This is a genomic window from Methylovorus sp. MM2 (assembly GCF_001648895.1).
Classification (GTDB): domain Bacteria; phylum Pseudomonadota; class Gammaproteobacteria; order Burkholderiales; family Methylophilaceae; genus MM1.
The window spans coordinates 1-17810 of record NZ_LXUF01000011.1; the positions used below are offsets into that span (position 1 = coordinate 1).

At 48.8% G+C, this 17810-nt stretch carries 19 protein-coding genes and 1 tRNA gene; 8 read left to right on the plus strand and 12 right to left on the minus strand.

All coding sequences use genetic code 11. The features are described from left to right. Positions 1–153: 153 nt before the first annotated feature. The 11 genes from A7981_RS07625 to A7981_RS12275 form a co-directional block, all read right to left on the minus strand. A tRNA-Met gene (locus A7981_RS07625) sits at positions 154–230 on the minus strand. Between the two features lie 198 nt (positions 231–428). Then, positions 429–1193 carry a 3-deoxy-manno-octulosonate cytidylyltransferase gene (gene kdsB / locus A7981_RS07630; RefSeq protein WP_067266724.1) on the minus strand — a complete coding sequence of 255 codons (765 nt, stop codon included), beginning with the start codon at positions 1191–1193 and terminating at the stop codon, positions 429–431. Between the two features lie 3 nt (positions 1194–1196). Then, positions 1197–1376 (minus strand): Trm112 family protein, encoded by a 180-nt coding sequence (locus A7981_RS07635; RefSeq protein WP_067266727.1) that lies wholly within the window; start codon positions 1374–1376, stop codon positions 1197–1199. After that, a complete protein-coding gene (gene lpxK / locus A7981_RS07640) occupies positions 1369–2364 on the minus strand; it encodes a tetraacyldisaccharide 4'-kinase (RefSeq protein ID WP_067266730.1) in 996 nt (331 codons plus the stop codon). Before lpxK ends, A7981_RS07635 begins: the two co-directional genes overlap by 8 nt. Before the next feature lie 10 nt (positions 2365–2374). Beyond that, complete coding sequence (gene msbA / locus A7981_RS07645) at positions 2375–4126, minus strand: lipid A export permease/ATP-binding protein MsbA (RefSeq protein ID WP_067266733.1); 1752 nt, start codon at positions 4124–4126, stop codon at positions 2375–2377. 112 nt (positions 4127–4238) lie between these two features. Continuing rightward, positions 4239–4661, minus strand: a complete 423-nt coding sequence (locus A7981_RS07650; protein ID WP_067266735.1) for a biopolymer transporter ExbD — start codon at positions 4659–4661, stop codon at positions 4239–4241. Positions 4662–4676: 15 nt separating this feature from the next. Further along, positions 4677–5282 (minus strand): MotA/TolQ/ExbB proton channel family protein, encoded by a 606-nt coding sequence (locus A7981_RS07655; RefSeq protein ID WP_067266737.1) that lies wholly within the window; start codon positions 5280–5282, stop codon positions 4677–4679. Between the two features lie 81 nt (positions 5283–5363). Then, entirely contained in the window at positions 5364–7733 is a 2370-nt protein-coding gene (locus A7981_RS07660; protein ID WP_174545156.1) for a DNA internalization-related competence protein ComEC/Rec2, read from the minus strand. 43 nt (positions 7734–7776) lie between these two features. Then, on the minus strand, positions 7777–8460 hold the full coding sequence (lolD, locus tag A7981_RS07665) for a lipoprotein-releasing ABC transporter ATP-binding protein LolD (RefSeq protein WP_067266741.1): 684 nt from the start codon (positions 8458–8460) through the stop codon (positions 7777–7779). Beyond that, positions 8453–9706 (minus strand): lipoprotein-releasing ABC transporter permease subunit, encoded by a 1254-nt coding sequence (locus A7981_RS07670; RefSeq protein ID WP_067266743.1) that lies wholly within the window; start codon positions 9704–9706, stop codon positions 8453–8455. The genes lolD and A7981_RS07670 overlap by 8 nt, the downstream gene beginning before the upstream one ends. 103 nt (positions 9707–9809) lie before the next feature. After that, positions 9810–10514: a PEP-CTERM sorting domain-containing protein gene (locus A7981_RS12275; protein WP_067266746.1), complete on the minus strand. Its 705-nt coding sequence runs from the start codon at positions 10512–10514 to the stop codon at positions 9810–9812. Between the two features lie 239 nt (positions 10515–10753). Here A7981_RS12275 and A7981_RS07680 point away from each other — a divergent pair, with 239 nt between their 5' ends. From A7981_RS07680 to A7981_RS07715, 8 genes are read left to right on the plus strand one after another with little or no spacing between them, the layout of a single operon-like run. Next, the gene (locus tag A7981_RS07680) at positions 10754–11359 is read left to right on the plus strand and encodes a riboflavin synthase (RefSeq protein WP_067266748.1); all 606 of its coding nucleotides are present in this window, start codon (positions 10754–10756) and stop codon (positions 11357–11359) included. After that, the gene (gene ribBA / locus A7981_RS07685) at positions 11359–12453 is read left to right on the plus strand and encodes a bifunctional 3,4-dihydroxy-2-butanone-4-phosphate synthase/GTP cyclohydrolase II (protein ID WP_067266750.1); all 1095 of its coding nucleotides are present in this window, start codon (positions 11359–11361) and stop codon (positions 12451–12453) included. The genes A7981_RS07680 and ribBA overlap by 1 nt, the downstream gene beginning before the upstream one ends. 54 nt (positions 12454–12507) lie before the next feature. After that, complete coding sequence (locus A7981_RS07690) at positions 12508–13068, plus strand: YqgE/AlgH family protein (protein ID WP_067266752.1); 561 nt, start codon at positions 12508–12510, stop codon at positions 13066–13068. Further along, complete coding sequence (gene ruvX / locus A7981_RS07695; RefSeq protein WP_254258538.1) at positions 13061–13603, plus strand: Holliday junction resolvase RuvX; 543 nt, start codon at positions 13061–13063, stop codon at positions 13601–13603. The genes A7981_RS07690 and ruvX overlap by 8 nt, the downstream gene beginning before the upstream one ends. After that, positions 13600–14103, plus strand: coding sequence for a bifunctional pyr operon transcriptional regulator/uracil phosphoribosyltransferase PyrR (gene pyrR, locus A7981_RS07700; RefSeq protein WP_067266754.1), 504 nt, complete (start codon positions 13600–13602; stop codon positions 14101–14103). Before ruvX ends, pyrR begins: the two co-directional genes overlap by 4 nt. Further along, the gene (locus A7981_RS07705; protein ID WP_067266756.1) at positions 14103–15053 is read left to right on the plus strand and encodes an aspartate carbamoyltransferase catalytic subunit; all 951 of its coding nucleotides are present in this window, start codon (positions 14103–14105) and stop codon (positions 15051–15053) included. Before pyrR ends, A7981_RS07705 begins: the two co-directional genes overlap by 1 nt. Beyond that, a complete protein-coding gene (locus A7981_RS07710) occupies positions 15053–16330 on the plus strand; it encodes a dihydroorotase (protein ID WP_067266758.1) in 1278 nt (425 codons plus the stop codon). Before A7981_RS07705 ends, A7981_RS07710 begins: the two co-directional genes overlap by 1 nt. 3 nt (positions 16331–16333) lie before the next feature. Beyond that, entirely contained in the window at positions 16334–16666 is a 333-nt protein-coding gene (locus A7981_RS07715; RefSeq protein ID WP_067266760.1) for a YnfA family protein, read from the plus strand. Between the two features lie 3 nt (positions 16667–16669). Here A7981_RS07715 and A7981_RS07720 read toward each other — a convergent pair whose 3' ends face one another. Next, a complete protein-coding gene (locus A7981_RS07720) occupies positions 16670–17806 on the minus strand; it encodes a PilT/PilU family type 4a pilus ATPase (RefSeq protein WP_067266762.1) in 1137 nt (378 codons plus the stop codon). Positions 17807–17810 lie beyond the last annotated feature (4 nt).

Here is a 17810-nt window from a genome sequence, read left to right on the forward strand (position 1 = left end):
TTGAGTATCAACTTAAATCAAAGATTTCGCACATCCCAACCAAAGTCAGGCAGCTCGTCCATCTAAGCCAATTTCACCCAATCCATAAGCACTCACACCTATCGATTGTCCAGTTTGTTAAAGAGCGATTTCGTTACAACGTATTTCAGCAGTTGGTTGCGGGGACAGGATTTGAACCTGTGACCTTCGGGTTATGAGCCCGACGAGCTGCCAGACTGCTCCACCCCGCGTCCGCTTCGACCAGTGTGTTACATACGTTGCGCCGAGAAGTGAGACTATAGCAAGGTTTGAAGATTACTGTCAATCAGGATTTGAGGATATTTACAGAGGCTGGTCGCTTTTTGGAGCGAAAATATGGCGTGATTTTAGCAATCTCGCAAGTAAATCAAAGGGGTTACAGAAGCTGCGATTTATAAAAAATATTTGAATTAAATCTGAGCTTCAGCAAAATATTTTCTAACTTGCGCAAGATCATGCTCTGTATCCACCCCTCTTGCCGGTGCATGCTCAGTGATTGCGACACTGATATGGTAGCCATGCCATAACACCCTTAACTGTTCGAGCGATTCAACTTTTTCAATCATCGCGGGCTTGAGTTGAGAATAAGTGGCAAGAAAACCAACGCGGTAGGCGTAGATGCCAATGTGTCGATAAACATCAACATCTTCAGGGATATCTTGGTCAGCAGCAAAAGCATCGCGGGGGTATGGAATGGGTGCCCGACTGAAGTAGAGGGCATGCCCCTCAGCATTGATCACGACTTTCACAACATTCGGATTCAGGATGGAAGCCTTGTCATGAATAGGATGACATGCCGTGGCCATCGAGGCGCCTGCATGTTGGGCAAGATTAAGGGCGACCTCTTGGATGAGTATCGGATCAATCAGCGGCTCATCACCTTGAACATTGACGACGATAGCGCCGTCATCCCATCCCATCAGCTTTGCGACTTCGGCAATTCTATCTGTACCGGAAGGATGGTCTGCACGTGTCATGACGGCATTAAATCCATGCTGCTGAACAACCTCTAATATTTCAGCGTTATCGGTGGCAACAACGACAATATCAGCGCCACTTGCCATTGCCTGCTCCGCCACGCGAACCACCATGGGTTTGCCTGCTATATCTAACAGCGGTTTTGCTGGCAAACGACTGCTAGCATAACGTGCAGGAATGACGACCTTAAAACTCATGAATCAAATCTCTTCATCATCAGCAAGTTTACGGGCCTCTTCTTCAAGCATCACCGGGATACCATCGCGAATTGGGTAGGCAAGGCGTGCAGATTTGCTCACTAGCTCTTGTTCTGCTTTTTTATAGATGAGAGGCCCTTTTGTGACAGGGCATACAAGTATTTTAAGTAACTTATTATCCATTTTTATTTCCTAATTTATCTACGACCAAACGGATCAGCGATTCATCAACAACGGCTTCTACTGGCAGGTACCACCAGTTATCCTTGGCAAAGGCACGACATTTCACCGCATCTTTTTCGGTCATTAGTATTACGTCAGCCTGCTCAATTTGCAAATCTTCAGGCTGAAATGCATGGTGGTCAGGAAAAACATGGGATTCAAATTGAAGGCCCATCATTGACAATGTATTGAAGAATCTTGACGGGTTGCCGATGCCGGCAATCGCATGGATACGTTTTTGTGCAAAATCTTGAGATTTAGCAATGCTTGTATCAAGCAGATGATGAAAATCGGCAGTATGTAGATGCATATTAATTGCATTACTGGCTTCACTGCCGCCATTATAAACAATCGCATCAATCGATTTTAGTCTAGCCTCAGACTCACGCAGGGGGCCCGCAGGCAACAATAGCCCATTACCGAACCCCCTTGCGGCATCGACCACCACGATTTCGATATCACGCTGCAAAGCATAATGCTGCAATCCATCGTCACTAATGATGACATCGCAATCTGGGTGCACTTGCAGTAATTTACGAGCGACTGCCGCACGATCACGACCGACCCAAACCGGACAATCCAGATGACGGGCCATCAATACTGGCTCATCCCCCACGATAGCCGCAACGCTATCTTCATAGACGGGCGATATGACATTGGCAGATACTCCATACCCACGGCTAACGACTGCAGGATGGTATCCAGCGCGTATCAATTGTTTCGCCATCCATATCACCAATGGCGTTTTTCCAGTGCCGCCAACCGTAATATTGCCGACAACGATAACAGGCACGGGCAATCTGGAAGATTTGAATATATGCGTGTGATATAAAAAACGACGACAAGCAGATAAAAGCCTAAATAGCCATGAAACAGGCAGAAGAAAGAGGTGCCAGAACGTGCGGCGATACCACTGTTTTTGTAAGCAATCTGCGAACCATGTGTTCACGCTGTATGCCTCAATGAAACTGCTTGTGATACAGCTTAGCGTAATGCCCGCTTGAAGCAAGAAGCTGTGCATGGCTACCGCTTTCAACAATAGTACCTTGCTCCATCACTAAAATACGATCGGCATTCTCAATGGTGGAGAGCCGATGCGCAATAACGATGGTCGTACGATTCTTCATCAATTCATCAAGCGCGGCTTGAACATGCAATTCAGATTCCGTATCCAGCGCTGAAGTCGCTTCATCGAGCAATAAGATGGGCGCATCTTTAAGAATCGCACGTGCGATAGCTAATCTTTGCCGCTGGCCGCCGGATAACCTAACGCCACGATCACCGATCTCACTTTGCAAGCCATTCGGTAGTTGCTGGATAAATTCCCAAGCATGGGCGGCTTTAGCTGCGGCAATCACTTGCGCCTCAGTAGCGCCGCGCAATACGCCATAAGCGATATTATTAAAAACTGTGTCATTAAATAGGATGACATCCTGACTCACGAGGGCGAATTGCTGGCGCAGATTCTTTAAAGACATGTCACGTGTATCAATACCATCCAGCAACAGCATACCCTCTTGATGCTCGTAGAATCTTGGCAATAGATTCACTAGCGTGGTTTTGCCGCCGCCGGAGCGTCCAACCAATGCCAGTTTTTCGCCTGGTTGTATCGTAAAACTGAGTTCACTAAGGGCATTGCGCTTAGCGTTCTCATAACGCAGGCCAACTGATCGAAATTCGATCTCGCCTTTTGCTCGAGATACTGTCTTTTGCCCATGATCCAATTCTGGTTCGGTATCTATGAGGGTAAATACACTATGCGCAGCGGCCAAGCCGACCTGAATATCTTCATTTAATCCTGTCAGGCTTTTAATAGGTGAGATCAGCATCAATAAGGCACCGATGAATGCGGCAAACTCTCCGGCGGTGAATTTGCCGACCGCATAATAAACGACCAGCGCCAAAGCTACTGCTGCCAGCAACTCGATCACCATACTATTGATGCCGGATATTCTTGCCAGACGGATCTGCATATGCCGATTCTTGCCGACCACATCGGAGAACCGGTCATGCTCATACTCGGCACCACCGAATATCTTCACCATACGCTGACCGGAAACGGCTTCTTCCACTACCTGCGTCATATCGCCCATAGACTTTTGGACGAACTTACCTGATGCGCGCAATTTTGGCGTCATCTTATTCAAATAGAAGCCCATTAACGGTGCCATAAAGGCAAAAATCAAAGTCAGGCGCCAATCAAGATAAAGCATATAAGCCACCATACCGACAATGGTCAGTGAATCTCGGATCGCGGCAACCGCAACATTGGTAGAAGCTTTGGACATCTGCTCAGTATCATAAGTAAGCTTGGATGTGACGATCCCTGCGGAATGCGCGTCAAAAAAGCTCACAGGCAAGGTCATGAGCCTAGCAAAAGCATCTACCCGTAAATCTTCTACAACACGGCGCCCTACCCAGCGCATAGCAAACCCTGAGATGAAGCCGGCAAGCGCACGTACGGCCAGCATGCCGAATAACATTAACGGCAACAGACTCAATTTCTCACTATCTTGCCGAACGAAACCTTCATCCGTCACCAGTTTAATCGTCGCCAAAAAGCCCGTATTCGTTGCAGAGAGCACGATAAGTGAAACGATGCTGATCGCGAATACATGCCAATATTTTGCGGCGTATTTGAGCAACCGCGCATACAAGACCTTGGCTGTATCAGAGGGGACTGGAGGTAACTGGGCGGATTTTTTAGACATACATCAACTTAAAACAAAACAAACACTAGGCATTAAAGGCACTAGTGTTTGTTTTTTTGGGGATTGGATGGTCAATGAAATAATTGCACTGAACTAAATAATTTCAGTGAGATTAAGAACCAGATTTAACCTGTGTAGCAAAAGTAATATGGGTATAGCCTTCCTGACGGGAGGCTTCCATTACATTCACCACCGACTGATGGGTACTGTTTGCATCCGCATTAATCACGATGGTTGGCTCCTTGCCACCACCTACGGCACGACGTAGGGCAACGCCCAAGCCTGCGATAGTAGGATCAGAGACAGCAGCATTATTCACTACATAATGACCAGATGCATCGACATCGACCGTAATGACTAATGGCTTTTCTTGAGGAGAGTTTGCTTCCGCTGTCGGCAAGTTGATCTGCAATTCACTGACACGTGAAAACGTTGCACTCACGACCAAGAAAATAATGATCACCAAGAGCACGTCGATCAACGGCACCAGATTCATCTCTAGATCTTCATGCTTTTTACCGCGTTGAAAATTCATGATGATGCCTTTAGATTATTTACGATCGCCGTGGAGGATCTCAACCAGCTTGACAGCTTGCTGTTCCATTTCAACGATCAGGCCATCGACCTTACCGCGGAAATAACGATAGAAGATCATCGCTGGTACTGCGACGACAATACCGCCTGCGGTATTGTAGAGCGCCACTGAGATGCCTCGTGCGAATTGTGCAACATCGTGACCAGTGGCAGTGAATGCGCCGAAAAGCTCGACCATCCCGATCACTGTACCCAGCAACCCCAGCAATGGGCTGACTGTGGAAATAGTCCCGAGAGTCGTCAGGTACTTCTCTAGCTTGTGCGCGACTGAACGGCCGGTTTCTTCAATCGCTTCTTTAGTGACTTCACGTGGTGCATCAGCATTGGCTAAAGCACTGGCGAATATCTCGCCCAGCATAGAGTGTTGTTGAAGCTTTTCGATAGCATCTTTAGGAATACCCCCTTGGCTCAAGCTGTTTTGTATTTCTGGTAATAGATTTTTTGGCGCAACGACATCTTCGCGCAACGCCCATAGACGCTCACCGATAATCGCCAGCGCGACGACTGAAGCCAAGATTAGCGGCCAAATTGGCCAACCAGCCGCTTGAATGATTTCCCACACAGTGATGCTCCTAAGAATATCTAAAAAGTGCCGTTACTTTAGCGCGCAGCGCTATTTTCAGCAAGCGCGGCATGCGATTGTTTAATCGGCATGCCAATATCTTTTGTCCGCCACGCGAGAACGTGTGATGGCAATCCCCCGCTCGCTGGCAAAATCCAGCGTAATGGCGCCATCATCATCTGACCGATAAGCGCGTGCATTCATTTCAGCATATCGATTTGCAATCAGCACATTGGGATGTCCAAAACGGTTGCGATACCCCATGGCAAATACAACAATAGATGGATGCACAGCCGCGATAAAGTCCTGAGTAGAGGATGTTTTACTACCATGATGTGGCGCCACGATGACATCAGAAGCAAAAATCTCAGGGTTATTGCTTACCATATTGGCCTCAGCCTGCTTTTCAATGTCACCAGGTAACAGAATGCTGCCGAAACGACTGCTGACACGTAGTACGCAACTACGATTGTTATCGGTCACTGCAGCATCGCCATAGCTTGTGTACTCAGGGGATATCAATTCAAAGTGTACATCATCCCAAACCCATCGCTGCCCGGCAAAACAACGGATATGCTTAACGTTGATTAACTTATCAGAAGTGTCTGGCAATGAGCTTAGCACCCAAGAAACAGGCACCTGTGCCAGAACAGAGGGTGCTCCGCCGCTATGATCAAGATCGTCGTGACTGATGACGAATCCATCAAGAGATGAAACGCCAGTTGCCCGCAGGTAGGGCACAACAATTCTGCTGCCGCTATCATTTTGTGCTGAATATTTTGGCCCGGCATCATAAAGCAAAGCGTGCGAGGCGGTTTTGACTACAACAGACAGCCCCTGCCCGACATCCAGCACCGTGACACGCATTGCTCCGACAGCGGGTACAGGCGGTATAAGCAGGAACATTGGAAGCAAACCTGCCAACCCTAGCCAGCGCATTGGGAACCCCCGCGGCAGCAAAATCCAGAGAATGCCGAGTATAGCGACAGGTAGTGTCCATGCTGGCGGCGCATGTTGCTGCCATGTGCTCAATGGAAAGGCCGATAACCACCTTAAACCCTCCAAACCCCAATTCATGACCCAATGCGCAAGATGCAATGCCCAATCAAATGGCGAAAGCGCACCCAATAGTGTCAACGGCACAACGACCAGACTCACCAGCGGAATAGCAATAGCATTAGCCACGGGCGAGATTAGCGAGAATTGTTGAAACAACACCAGTAATAAAGGGATCAAGCCGAGCGTGACTGCCCACTGCGTCGAGATAGATTCGCGCAGCCAGTGCGGTCTCTGTAAACGCCCACCGAGCGCATAGGTGATGATGGCGACCGCACCAAAGGACAACCAGAAACCCGGTGCGAGTACAGCCCAGGGGTCTAGGAACACCACGAGCAACAACGCATAGGCAAGTACGCGTGCAATGGAGACATGACGACCACTCCACAACGCGATCGCAAATACTGACAACATATATAACGTGCGTTGGGTAGGCACTGAAAATCCAGCGATCAAAGCATAAAGCATCGCAACAACGGCACCGACCACGATGGCAGCTTTGCGGGCGGGCACGCGCAAAACGAGCCATTCGACCCGGCGCCAGATCATCAATACTAGTGTAAACGCCAAGCCCGATAACATGGTGATATGCAGACCAGAGATGCTAATAAGATGATTGACCCCTGTACGCAGAAATACCTGCCAATCTGCTGTCGATATGGCTTTATCGTCACCAATAGCCAGTGCTTGTAGTATCCCGGCGCATGGCGCATTACCTAGCACGTGACGCATACGCTCACGAATTCGTTCACGGGCAACCTCGACGATGTAGCCCGGGCGCATCACAAAATTTGTGATTAAACGGTTATCAGCATTTTTCCTGATATAACCAGTCGCCCGAATATTTCGCTCTAACGCCCATGATTCAAAATCGAATCCATAAGGATTCAGTATTCCATGAGGCTGGGTTAGCTTGACATGTAGTTGCCAGCGCTCGCCTGCATGAAAGGGTTGGACCGTTGCTAGCAACGCCTCAGACTTGTTACCAAAAAATGTATTATCGCGTTGCGCCAATGAGATATGCGTTGGCACGACAGCGTCAGCGGTCAGGACTTGCTCAACATCAAACTCGAACCGCGCGCCGCCATCCTGTAATTGTGGCATGCCAGCGACGACCCCGATGACTTGGATATCCTTACCTTCCAAGTCATGCGGCAATGTGTCAGATAAGCGATATTGCGCGACCCCGGTAGCCCAGAAAAAACCTGCCGCCATCGCTAGAACTACCATCAATATTCGTCGAGATAGCCACCCAGCAGGCGATCCAACGCCCCGTAAGACGAATAAAAGCAAGGCCAATGGAAGTAATGCAAACGACCAGAAAGGGCTAGGAAGTACAGCCTGCTGTTGTAACACCCAGACACCGAAAACAAAAGTGAGGGCGAAGAGGGTCATCACGCTATCAGATCTTAATAAATAGAGTAGGTAAGATCAGTTTCTAAGATACGCCATTGACCAGCAGGCCATCCTGCAATCGATACTGACGCTTCATTTTGGCGGCTAACTCAAGATCATGGGTCACGACGATCAGACTAACACCTTGCGCCTGATTAAGCTCAAGCAAAAGATCAAAAACATGATGTGCCGTATGCCGATCAAGATTTCCTGTTGGCTCATCAGCAAGAATACACTGTGGGTTGGTTACCAAAGCACGAGCGACAGCAGCACGTTGACGCTCACCGCCAGAAAGTTCACCGGGCATATGCTCAAGCCTGTGCTTCAAACCGACTTTCTCAAGCGTAACTGCGGCTTGCTCGAGCGCCTGTTTACGTGGCAATCGGCGAATCATCAAAGGCATGGCGACATTCTCTATTGCCGTGAATTCTGGCAACAGATGGTGGAACTGATACACAAAACCTAATGATTGATTACGCAACTCGCCACGTTTTGCTTCACTTAAGGTGGCCAACGGAGCGCCAAGCACACTGACCTCACCACCACTTGGTGCATCAAGACCGCCGAGCAGATGCAGCAATGTGCTTTTGCCAGAGCCTGAAGTACCGACAATAACGACTTGCTCGCCATGGTTCACCTGTAAATCGATACCGTTTAATACTGCAACTTCAAGCCCCGCATAGGTTTTCTGCAGATTTTTACAAGCAATAATAGATTGATTACTCATAGCGCAATGCCTCGGCCGGATTGATCTTCGCGGCGCGCCAGCTCGGATAGAGCGTTGCCAATAGACTTAAGATAAATGACATGCCTGTGATTACGAAGACATCCGACCACAACAAATGCGATGGCAGCTCACTAATGTAGTAGATATCTTTTGCAAGAAACTGAATACCAATCACGCGCTCGATAAAAGGTACGATGGTCTCGATATTAAGCGCGATGATGGCTCCAAGTACAGAGCCGATCACGGTACCGATCACACCGATCAAAGCGCCTTGTACGATGAATATCTGCATGATGCTGCGTGGACTTGCGCCGAATGTGCGCATGATGGCGATATCTGCCCGCTTATCCGTGACCGCCATGACAAGTGTTGAGACGATATTGAAAGCTGCAACGGCAACGATAAGCGCCAAGATGATGAACATAACGCGCTTTTCCATCTGTATCGCACGAAAAAAATTGGCATGCTGTTGCGTCCAGTCTGTCACATAGAAGTTGCCCTGAGAAGATAGCTGGTTGGCGATCTGCTGAGACACTTCGGGTGCCTTGAATAGATCATCCAGCTTCAGCCTTACGCCAGAGACATCGGTATCCATACGATATAACTTCGCGGCATCGGACATATGGATAAGCGCAAGCCCCGCATCATATTCATACATGCCGATCTGGAATAAGCCCACCACAGTAAACTGCTTGATGCGTGGTACGACACCGGTAGGTGTGAATTGCCCTTGCGGTGCCATCAACACGACTTTGTCGCCCAGAATAACGCCTAGAGATTGAGCCAACTCGGCACCAAGCACAATACCAAACTCCCCCGCACGCAAATCACTCAGCTTACCGGCACGCATATTAGCACCTAGCTCAGCCACTTTATCTTCATCAGCAGGCAATATCCCGCGGACTAATGCCCCTTGCACGGACTGTCCATAAGACAACATGCCTTGCGCCATGATATAAGGTGCCGCAGCTTCTACGTGTGGGGCATCTTTTACAGATTTAACGACACTAGGCCAATCTTGCAATACATTGCTAGCACCCGTGATTTGCATGTGCGAAGCCACGCCCAATATACGCGCGCGCAACTCTTCCTGAAAACCATTCATCACAGATAAAACGATAATCAACGCAGCAACGCCTAGGCCGATGCCCACCATGCTGGTTAATGAGATAAAAGAGATAAAATGATTGCGGCGTTTGGCGCGGGTATAACGCAGGCCAACGAATAATTCATATGGTAAATTCATGCGGCATTCTAGCTTGAATTCAAGCAATAAAGCGCATCTTGGGAGATGAAAATAAAAAGCCCATCCGGTTGCCCGAACAGGCTTTTTATCTCATGCTAATGCTTTAAGCTGATTTACGACGACGCGCCATAAAGCCTACCAGCCCTAAACCAAGCAATACCATGCCATAGGTTTCTGGTTCTGGTACGGCTGCAGTGAATATCACCAGATCCTGATAGCTAGCTGAAGTGATGTACTGGATATTGTAGCTGCCAGTATATGCCACGCCAGAATCACTCAGGCCAGTCAGCCAAGACTGTGCAAGCGTCAATGCTGCAGAATTCGCAGTACCGCCAGTTGCAGCAAAGCTACCAGAGCCTAGGTTATAAGCACCTGAGCCTTCGAACATGATCTCCCATGTTGCGATCTGGAAAGCAGCTGATGTAGTCGCATCTGAAACCAAAGCGTAATACTTGTCACCCAACACACTGAGGTCAGTGGCTTTCGTGCTACCAAATGCACTCGTCAAGTTGCCATCAGTATAAGTTTGCGAGCTACCCCATGGCGCCAGATATTGCGCGATATCCACGCAATATGCGATAAAAGCGCTTGATGATGTCGTACCTGCAAAACCACCGGCATATACAAACTCTGTCACGCTTGGACTGGTTGAAGAAATTGTCGTTGTAAGTGGGCTTGTATATGCAAAACCACCGACTGTAGCAGTAGTATCAGCAAATGCAGACTGACTTAAAACAGACATCCCGAGTAGAACGCTTCCCGCCAACAATGGTTTAATTGTTGCGGTCATCCCCTTGAAATTAACCATAACACCCCTGATAGAATAAATCTTTAATTAATGTTGAAAAACTGACAACATCGCTGATAAGTCATTCATTATTCACCAAGATATTGTTGAGATTCCCAGCAATACCGTTGGTTGACTATTGTTTTCTGGCGATGCAATCTATCTACAGCAAAACTCAGGCCAGTTTTCTGATGGTGCCTTGTAGAGATGTGTGTTGTTTTTTCAAAGAATTAAAGCATGAAGAATGTTAAAATAAGCACATGTTTACTGGCATCGTTCAGGCCCTAGGCCAAATCACTGAAATCACCCCCTTAGCTGAAGATCTACGCCTGCGAGTGGATTGCGGCACGCTTGATATGTCAGATGTCGCTATTGGCGATAGCATTTGTGTCAATGGCGTATGCCTGACAGCCATCAGCTTAGCTGAAAAACACTTTGAAGCGCATGTGTCTAAAGAGACGCTCTCTTGCACCGTTGGGCTGGATACTCCGCGCGCAGTCAACCTTGAAAAAGCATTGAGGTTCTCTGACAGGTTAGGCGGCCATATCGTCAGCGGTCATGTCGATGGCGTTGGCCAGATTGTCCGCTTTGAACCTGTTGGCGATTGCATCCTGTTGGCGGTACGTGCACCACATGCGCTATCTCGCTACGTTGCGATCAAAGGTTCAATTACCATCGATGGGGTAAGCCTCACAGTCAACACCGTGGATAAAGATAGCTTTAGCGTAAACCTCATCCCGCATACATTGTCTGTGACCTCATTAAAAAGCCTTGGTGTTGGCAGTCGTGTCAACCTTGAAGTTGACCTTATCGCCCGCTACGTGGATCGCATGACGCAATGGAATAACGAAGGAGATAGCGCCTGATGTACGAGTCAATACGTCCGACACAGGAAATCATCGAAGAAATACGCCAAGGCCGCATGGTGATCCTAGTAGATGAAGAGGACAGGGAAAATGAAGGCGACCTCGTGCTCGCTGCTCAATTCGCTACGCCAGAACATATCAATTTCATGGCAAAGCACGGGCGTGGACTGATTTGCCTGACGCTATCGGAAGCACGTTGTGAACAGCTTGACCTGCCACAGATGGTGCAGAAGAACGGCGCGCCACTTGGCACTGCATTCACTGTTTCGATAGAAGCCGCAGAAGGTGTGACGACAGGTATATCAGCGGGTGACCGAGCGCGTACCATTCAAGCCGCTGTCGCCAAAAATGCTAGCGCGAAAGACATTGTGAGCCCCGGGCATATATTTCCGCTCACCGCAGAAAATGGCGGTGTACTTGTACGTGCCGGCCATACAGAAGCAGGTTGCGACCTTGCGGCACTCGCTGGCTTCGAACCTGCATCGGTCATATGTGAGATATTAAAAGATGACGGTAGCATGGCACGCTTGCCAGATCTCATGGAATTCGCAAAACAACATGAAATCAAGATCGGTACAATCGCTGACCTGATTCGCTATCGCAACGAGACAGAATGCTTAGTAAAACGTACAGCCGAACGCACTATCGCAACCCCATATGGCAAGATGCGCCTGATCGCTTACAGTGACATCATCGCCAACGAGACACATCTTGCCTTAGTGAAGGGTACCCCAACTCCAGATGTAGAGGTGCTTGTGCGTGTGCATGAACCACTTTCCGTGTTTGACTTACTGGACAGCTCCAGCCGTTCTCATTCATGGAATGCCTTAAAAGCCATGGAAACCATACAAAAATCCGAGTGTGGTGTGATCATTCTATTACGCGGAGAGGAAGACGGCGCAGGCTTGGTAAATCGCATACAACAGGCGGATGAACCGATCAGGCCTAAACAGGATTTACGTAATTATGGCATCGGCTCGCAGATATTGCTCGACCTCGGTGTACGCAAAATGAAACTGCTGGCAACGCCGAGAAAGATGCCAAGCATGGTCGGCTTCGGTCTAGAAGTGACAGGATATCTCGAAGCACCCTAAACTCTACTTAAGAATATTGTCTATCCTAATGATTTTTATGAGATAATACGCGCCGTGGAAAATGTAAACTTTACTGGTCATTTTTTGATTGCGATGCCCGCAATGACTGACCCATATTTCGCAAAATCAGTTACCTATATCTGCGAGCATAACGCAGATGGCGCCATGGGGATTGTCATCAATCGCCCCATCGAAATGACGCATGATGCCCTATTCGGGCAAATCAATCTTAAGCTGAATGATAACCCTATCGCCAACCAGCCAGTTCATTTTGGCGGCCCTGTGCAGATAGATCGCGGCTTTGTGTTGCATCAACCTGCTGGTGAATGGCAGTCGACGATTGCCATCGCTGGGGACATCGCACTGACCACCTCAAAAGATATTTTGGAGGCAGTGGCAAATGGCAGCGGCCCAGAGAAGATATTGATCACTTTGGGCTATGCTGGGTGGGCAGCAGGCCAAATAGAAAAAGAGATGGCAGCAAACGCCTGGCTGTCAGTACAAGCAGAAGACTCCGTCATATTCGACCTGCCAAGCGCAGAAAAACTGACTGCTGCAATGGGTCTGTTGGGGCTTGATTTTGCCAGCCTTTCTGAAGAGGCTGGACATGCTTGATATGGTCAGCATAAAACCTCAGCCCTCTATCGATGCCACACTGCTCAAAACAATCAATAACGATCCATCCAAGCAATTAGCGCTTACCGCGCAAGGTACTGCCTTAGCCTTTGATTTTGGTGAAAAAAGAATCGGTATTGCTATAGGTGAGCATCTGCTCGGCATCGCACACCCGCTCACCACAATAGATACTGAAGGCAATAATGAACGCTTCGAGCTCATCAGCAAGTTGATTGCCGAATGGACACCTAGCGTGCTGATCGTTGGTTTACCACTCTCTATGGATGGGGAAGAACATGCGACTACCATGCTGTGTAAGAAATTCGCGCGCAGACTGGATGGCCGCTTTGATCTACCCGTTGTCATGATAGATGAACGATTAAGCTCCGCTGAAGCGAGCCAATCACTTAAAGAAGTCGGCATTGGCGGACGCAAACAAAAACCATTGATAGACCAAGTCGCTGCACAACATATATTGCAATCATATTTTGATATCGTCGCTAGCCACAATCCATTATCAGGAGCTTTGTCATGAAGCCCAACTTGCCGAATGCAGAAGCACTTTTGAGCGACTTGGCAATCCAGCTCAAACCACTCATCAAACCAGAAACAGCGCTCGTCGGCATCCATAGCGGTGGTGTTTGGCTACTTGACCGTTTACTGCCAATACTAGGTGCAGATATCCCGCATGGCGTACTGGATGTCTCGTTCTACCGGGATGATTTTCAACAACGTGGATTACACACTGAACCCAAGCCTTCGCAGATCAACTTTGATGTAAAAGATCGGCACATCATTCTGGTCGATGATGTCTTCTACACAGGCCGCACTATACGCGCGGCGATGAATGAGCTATTCGATTACGGCAGGCCGGCAAGCATCAGCCTAGCAGTGCTAGTCAATCGCGGCGGTCGGGAGTTACCTATCGCACCCCAGATCAGCACCTACGAGATCGACCTGCCAATAAATTCGAACCTACAACTGCTACGCAAGGAAGATGGTAGTTTTTATCTGCAACTGGAAGAAAGCGTTTAATGCGTAATCCACAACTGACAAGTGACGGCAAACTCAAACATCTATTAACGATAGACGGGCTGCCAAGAAATATCCTTAACCAGATACTGGATACAGCGGAATCTTTTGTCGGTGTAGCAGAACGGGAAGTAAAAAAAGTACCTCTGCTGCGAGGCAAGACCGTCTGTAATATATTCTTTGAAAACAGTACGCGCACCCGCACGACGTTCGAGATCGCCGCCAAACGCCTGTCAGCTGACGTCATCAACCTCAACGTCAACACCTCTTCGCAAGCCAAGGGTGAGACGATTATGGATACCATTGATAACCTGACCGCCATGCATGCAGACATGTTCGTTATCCGCCATGCCCAGTCAGGCGCGGCACACTTCATCGCCCAACATGTAGAACCACACATTCACGTCATCAATGCAGGTGATGGTCGGCACGCACATCCCACACAAGGTTTACTGGATGTCTTTACAGTACGCCGTTACAAGCCAGACATGCATAATCTACGCGTTGCCATCATTGGTGATGTGTTGCACTCCCGTGTCGCCAGATCTGAGATTCACGCACTTACCACGCTAGGCGTGCCAGAAGTCCGCGTGATTGCTCCCAAAACTTTACTACCCGCGCATGTTGAAAAACTGGGCGTTCATGTCTATCACGATATGAAAGAAGGCCTGAAAGATGTTGATGTCATCATGATGTTACGCTTACAGAACGAGCGGATGAACGGTGCCCTGCTGCCAAGCGCTCAGGAATACTTCAAATGTTTTGGCCTGACGCAGGAAAAACTCGCTTACGCAAAACCGGATGCCATTGTCATGCACCCCGGCCCAATGAATCGTGGTGTAGAGATAGACTCCGCTGTCGCAGATGGCAGCCAATCGGTCATCTTGCCGCAAGTCACCTATGGTATTGCGGTGCGCATGGCCGTGATGAGCATCTTGGCGGGAAATAGCTAATGAAAAAACTAATCAAGAATGGGCGTTTGATAGACCCGATCAACGGCATAGATGCGATAAAAGATGTTTATATCGCTGCGGGCAAGATCGTAGGGATAGGCGACGAATTACCAGAAGGATTCATTCCAAACAAGATCATCGATGCTGCTGGCCTGATCGTCTGTCCGGGCTTGGTTGACCTGTCAGCTCGCTTGCGAGAGCCAGGCTTTGAATATAAAGCCACACTCGAAAGCGAGATGCGTGCGGCGACAGCAGGTGGCATCACTAGCTTAGCCTGCCCACCAGATACAGACCCTGTTCTGGATGAGCCGGGCTTGGTAGAGATGCTGAAACATCGTGCGAAGCAGCTCAACCTGACCCATGTCTATCCGCTGGGTGCACTCACGCGCCAGCTTGCTGGTAGCCAATTGACTGAAATGAGCGAATTGACCGAGGCAGGCTGCGTTGGCTTCTCACAAGCAGACATCGCCATTACCGATACACAAGTGCTATGGCGCGCCATGCAATATGCAGCCACCTTCGGATTCACCGTCTGGTTACGTCCAGAAGAGCATTATTTGGCTAAAGGCGGCTTGGCACATGATGGTGAAGTATCTGCCCGCTTGGGATTGAAAGGCATACCTGCAACAGCAGAAACCCTAGCGATTGCAACCATCTTGAGGTTAGCAAAAGATACTGGCGCAAAAGTACATTTATGCCGCTTATCTACCGCTGAAGGCGTCGATATGGTACGTGATGCGAAGCAACAGGGCTTGGCGATCACTTGCGATATCAGTACCAACCACCTGCACTTGACCGAACATGATATTGGCTTTTTCGATGCAAACTTTCACCTTAAACCACCCCTCCGCAGCCAACGTGATAAAGATGCCCTAATTGCCGGACTGCGTGATGGCAGCATAGACGCTGCATGCTCCGACCATACACCAGTTGATGATGATGCGAAGTTACTGCCTTTTGGAGAGTCCGAAGCAGGCGCGACAGGGCTTGAGCTGATGTTGCCCCTCACCCTAAAATGGGCAAGCGAAAATAAAGTGCCATTAATCGATGCGCTCACCCGTATCACCAGCGCACCCGCAAAGATACTAGGGATTGATGCCGGGCATCTCAGCTTGAATGCTGACGCAGATATTTGCATCTTCGACCCGGAACATTACTGGAAAATAGAGCCCGCAGCACTCATCAGCCAAGGCAAGAACAGCCCTTTCCTAGGATTAGAGCTAGCTGGCAAGGTACGTTACACGCTCGTCAACGGTCACTTGGTACATCAAGCATAAACCATGGATCTGCTCAAAACACTCATCTTATTCGTCGGCACCGCATTGGCCGAGATTATCGGCTGCTACTTACCTTACCTTTGGCTGAGAGAGAATAAGCCAATCTGGCTATTGATTCCGGCAGCCATTAGTCTGGCGATTTTTGCATGGCTGCTTACATTACATCCTCAAGCCAGTGGTCGTGTGTATGCAGCGTATGGCGGAGTGTATATTACGGTTGCACTAGGCTGGCTTTGGGCGGTTGATTCGGTCAAACCCAACCTCACAGACTATATCGGTGTTGCATTCTGCCTGACAGGCATGGCGGTCATCATGCTAGGCTCCCGCAGCGCTTAAGCTTTACACAATCCCCAGCCCACCCAAGCCTGCTGCCAGATCTTTATCTTGTGCACCGTGCCCTTCAAGCTTAATCTTGAGACGTACATCATTGACTGAGTCCGCATTGCGCAATGCATCTTCGTAACTGATCTGTCCTGTTTCATGTAACTCAAACAAAGCTTGGTCAAAAGTCTGCATCCCTAGCTCTCTCGATTTAGACATGATTTCCTTGATCTCATGCACATCCCCCTTGAAGATGAGATCAGAGATTAATGGTGAATTCAGCATGATCTCCACCGCAGCAGCACGACCGACGCCATCGACTTTTGGAATCAAGCGCTGGGAGATGAATGCCTTCACGTTCAGCGATAAATCCATCAACAACTGATGGCGGCGCTCTTCGGGGAAGAAGTTGATAATACGATCCAGTGCCTGATTGGTACTATTGGCATGCAAAGTTGCCATGCATAAGTGCCCTGTTTCAGCAAAAGCAATCGCATAGTCCATCGTTTCGCGATCTCGTATCTCACCGATCAAAATCACATCCGGTGCTTGGCGCAATGTGTTTTTAAGTGCCGCAAACCAGTTATCAGTATCTACGCCGACTTCACGCTGCGTCACGATACAGTTCTTATGTTCATGTACAAATTCAACAGGGTCTTCAATAGTAATAATGTGACCGTAACTATTTTCGTTACGGTAGCCGATCATCGCAGCCAAAGAGGTTGATTTACCAGAGCCTGTACCGCCGACCAGAATCACTAAGCCACGCTTGGTCATCGCCACATCGCGTAATACTTCAGGCAGGTTCAATTCTTCAAACTTAGGGATCTTGGTTGTGATGGTACGGAAAACAAGACCTGTAGAGCCGCGCTGCACAAAAGCATTGACCCGGAAGCGGGCAACGCTTGGAATGCTGATAGCAAAGTTACATTCCCGTGTGGCATCGAACTCAGACGCCTGTTTATCATTCATGATGGCACGCGCGATCTCACGCGCATGCTGGGCAGTGAGCGCTTGGCTAGTAACTGGCGTCATCTTGCCATCGATCTTCATCGCAGGGGGGAAACCAGCCGTGATGAACAAGTCGGAAGCGTTTTTCCCTATCATCATGCGTAATAAATCAAAAACGAATTTCTCTGCCTGACCTTGATCCATGATT

Excerpts from the sequence above, each read along its gene's own strand:
- A7981_RS07705 (WP_067266756.1), top strand. The coding sequence starts at position 14,103 with ATGCGTAATCCACAACTGACAAGTGACGGCAAACTCAAACATCTATTA.
- lolD (WP_067266741.1), bottom strand. The coding sequence starts at position 8,460 with ATGAGTAATCAATCTATTATTGCTTGTAAAAATCTGCAGAAAACCTAT.
- A7981_RS07670 (WP_067266743.1), bottom strand. The coding sequence starts at position 9,706 with ATGAATTTACCATATGAATTATTCGTTGGCCTGCGTTATACCCGCGCC.
- A7981_RS07715 (WP_067266760.1), top strand. The coding sequence starts at position 16,334 with ATGGATCTGCTCAAAACACTCATCTTATTCGTCGGCACCGCATTGGCC.
- kdsB (WP_067266724.1), bottom strand. The coding sequence starts at position 1,193 with ATGAGTTTTAAGGTCGTCATTCCTGCACGTTATGCTAGCAGTCGTTTG.
- A7981_RS07720 (WP_067266762.1), bottom strand. The coding sequence starts at position 17,806 with ATGGATCAAGGTCAGGCAGAGAAATTCGTTTTTGATTTATTACGCATG.
- ribBA (WP_067266750.1), top strand. The coding sequence starts at position 11,359 with ATGTACGAGTCAATACGTCCGACACAGGAAATCATCGAAGAAATACGC.
- A7981_RS12275 (WP_067266746.1), bottom strand. The coding sequence starts at position 10,514 with ATGGTTAATTTCAAGGGGATGACCGCAACAATTAAACCATTGTTGGCG.
- A7981_RS07650 (WP_067266735.1), bottom strand. The coding sequence starts at position 4,661 with ATGAATTTTCAACGCGGTAAAAAGCATGAAGATCTAGAGATGAATCTG.
- A7981_RS07710 (WP_067266758.1), top strand. The coding sequence starts at position 15,053 with ATGAAAAAACTAATCAAGAATGGGCGTTTGATAGACCCGATCAACGGC.
- A7981_RS07635 (WP_067266727.1), bottom strand. The coding sequence starts at position 1,376 with ATGGATAATAAGTTACTTAAAATACTTGTATGCCCTGTCACAAAAGGG.
- pyrR (WP_067266754.1), top strand. The coding sequence starts at position 13,600 with ATGAAGCCCAACTTGCCGAATGCAGAAGCACTTTTGAGCGACTTGGCA.
- A7981_RS07680 (WP_067266748.1), top strand. The coding sequence starts at position 10,754 with ATGTTTACTGGCATCGTTCAGGCCCTAGGCCAAATCACTGAAATCACC.
- A7981_RS07660 (WP_174545156.1), bottom strand. The coding sequence starts at position 7,733 with ATGACCCTCTTCGCCCTCACTTTTGTTTTCGGTGTCTGGGTGTTACAA.
- ruvX (WP_254258538.1), top strand. The coding sequence starts at position 13,061 with ATGCTTGATATGGTCAGCATAAAACCTCAGCCCTCTATCGATGCCACA.
- msbA (WP_067266733.1), bottom strand. The coding sequence starts at position 4,126 with ATGTCTAAAAAATCCGCCCAGTTACCTCCAGTCCCCTCTGATACAGCC.